A 2,900-nucleotide genomic window follows, 5' to 3' on the forward strand; every position below is an offset into this window, starting at 1 on the left:
AAAGCCTGAAGAAAAGGGTTGGTTCGTATTTCAACCGCGACAGCCAGATGACCGGTAAACTGCTTGTCCGGGTGAAAAAGATCGCCGATATACGCCATACGGTCACCAGTAGCGAACTGGATGCCCGCCTCCTGGAGAATAACCTTATCAAGGAGCATCAGCCCCGTTACAATATACAACTTAAGGATGATAAGACTTTTCCCTGGATATGCATTAAAAAAGAACCTTTTCCGAGGGTCTTCCCGACACGGAACGTGGTTCACGACGGTTCGGAATATTACGGACCCTATGCTTCCGTAAAACTTATGAACGTGTTGCTGGAGCTGATCCGCCAGCTTTATCCTTTGCGCACCTGCAAGCTGAACCTCACCCAATCTAATATTGAGAAAAAGAAGTTCAGGGTATGCCTGCAATACCATATTGGCAACTGCAAAGGCCCTTGTGTGGGTTTTCAGTCAAAAGAAGAGTACGATGCAGGAATTGGTGAGATACGTCAGATCATTCGCGGAAACACCCACCAGGTCATCCTCAGACTGAAGGAGCTTATGCAGGAATACTCAGCCGCCATGGAATTTGAAAAGGCACATATTGTAAAGGAGAAACTGGAACTCCTGGAAGGATACAGGAGCAAATCAACCATTGTCAACCCGAAGATCAGCAATGTAGATGTTTTTTCCTATGTCGATGACGACCGTTCGGCTTATCTGAATTACCTGAGGGTAGTGAACGGGGCTATTGTCCAGGTGCACACGGTGGAGGTGAAGAAGAAACTGGATGAGGCCCCGGCAGATATCCTCGCCCATGTCATCACCGGGCTGCGTCTGCGTTTCGGCAGTGATTCCACGGAAATCATCGTGCCTTTCGATCCGGAGATGGACCTGCCCGGGGTGAGTTTCCACATCCCGCAAAGAGGGGATAAGAAGGAACTACTCGACCTTTCGCAGCGCAACGCTACCTATTACCGCCTGGAAAAGATGAAACAACTGCAACTGGTGGACCCCGAAAGGCATAGCAAGAGGGTGATGGAGCAGTTGCGTAAGGACCTCCGGATGCAGGAACAGCCGGTGCATATCGAATGTTTTGATAACTCCAACATCCAGGGTAAGCATGCGGTGGCTGCCATGGTCTGCTTTCGCAATGCAAAACCCGATAAAAAGGAATACCGGCATTTCAATATCCGCACTGTTGAGGGACCCGATGATTTTGCTTCCATGGAAGAGATCGTGTACCGTCGCTACAAACGCCTCCTGGAAGAAAATAAACCCCTGCCCCAGCTCATCGTTATTGACGGAGGCAAAGGACAACTAAATGCCGCCCTGAAAAGCCTTGAAAAGCTGAACCTGAGAGGAAAGATCACCCTCATCGGCATCGCCAAGAAGCTGGAAGAGATCTATTTTCCCAATGACCCTTATCCCATTTATCTCGACAAAACCTCAGAATCCCTCAAAATCATCCAGCACCTGCGCGATGAAGCCCACCGCTTCGGCATCACCCACCACCGCAAAAAGCGCCAGAATGAAACCCTGACAACCGAACTCACCTCCATCCCCGGCATCGGCCCCGTCATCGCCGAAAAACTCCTTAAAGAATTCAAATCCGTAAAACGCATCCGCGAAGCCGGCCCCGAAGAACTGACCAGGATCATCGGGAAAGCAAAAGCAGAGGTGGTGGTGAAGGCTTTAAAAATGTAAGGGTTTAGTGTAACCCTCCTGTTCATATATGAGTTTTGGCAAACCATTGGGAGATCCCTCAGTTGTTTTTCTGAAGAGCGCCACCGCAAAGTATTGGGAGATCCCTCAGTTGTTTTTCTGAAGAGCGCCACGCAACCCCCTTTTTTTCCCCTGTTGAGCGAGAGCGGGATTGTCATTCCGACCGGAGCGACTGAGCGAAGCGAAGGAGTGAAGGGAGGAATCTCCTTCAGTACGCGATGCGATGAACGTAAAAAAAGCCCCAAGGGAGGAATCTCCTTCAGTACGCGATGCGATAAACGTGCAAAAGGACAAAAGAGAGAAATCCCGGATGTCCCTGTATCCCAACGACCCCGGAGGGGTCGCATGTTTATAGCCCGGATAACCCCACACAACAACCGACCCCGGAGGGGTCGCATGTTATATAACCCTTCCTGCAAACCATTAGGATATCCCTCCTTCGTTTAGCGAAAGAGGGACGAAAGGAACCTCTTTCATTACTCAGTGCGATGAACGTAAAAAAACCCCAGCGAGGAATATCAAGAAAAACATCAACCCTATTAATCATTCCCCGATCTACAATCATCACTCTGCGATTTCATTCTCCGATCTTCTCTCTCCGATCTCCGATCATCACTCTCCTTTAAACTTAAACGAAACCTTGACCTTCGTCCTGTACGCTACTACTTTTCCGTTCTCGATCTTAAGGTCCATATCGGAGACTTCTGCAATGCGCAGGTCGTGAAGGGTCTTGGAAGCTCTTTCTATTGCCCTGGCGGCCGCATCTTCCCAGGATATCTCACTGGTACCGATGATCTCAATGACTTTGTAAATGCTGTCGTTCATGATGGATAAGAATTAATGGTTAATACTTCGTATTTGTATTTTGAATGTTTATCAGAAAGCTTCAGGTTGCAGGTTACAGGTTGCAGGCTGAAAACTCATCACTTAATTGATACCATTGTCAACCCCTTTGCTCCTTACCCTATACTCTGCCCCCTGCAACCTGCCCCCTGCAACCTGTATCTTGCAACTTCCCCCCAGCCCCCAGTTCCCAGCCCCCCAGTCCCCAGCCCCAATCTCTCCAAATCACCAATTAACCAAAATTAATAAATTTCAATAAAATAGTCAAGCCACAATCCATCCCCAGCTCCCAGCTCCCAGCCCCCTGCCCCCTGCCCCCAGCCCCCAGCCCCCTGCAACCAGTTCCCA

General features: G+C 49.4%; 2 protein-coding genes. One reads left to right on the plus strand and one right to left on the minus strand.

Annotated features, from left to right (window positions below; genetic code table 11):
* The coding region (gene uvrC, locus KKA81_17435; protein MBU2652713.1) for an excinuclease ABC subunit UvrC at positions 1–1,691 on the plus strand (1,691 nt) is incomplete at its 5' end.
* Between the two features lie 630 nt (positions 1,692–2,321).
* Here uvrC and KKA81_17440 read toward each other — a convergent pair.
* The gene (locus KKA81_17440) at positions 2,322–2,534 is read right to left on the minus strand and encodes a dodecin family protein (GenBank protein MBU2652714.1); all 213 of its coding nucleotides are present in this window, start codon (positions 2,532–2,534) and stop codon (positions 2,322–2,324) included.
* Between the last annotated feature and the right edge of the window lie 366 nt (positions 2,535–2,900).

The organism is Bacteroidota bacterium, from assembly GCA_018831055.1.
Taxonomy (GTDB): domain Bacteria; phylum Bacteroidota; class Bacteroidia; order Bacteroidales; family B18-G4; genus M55B132.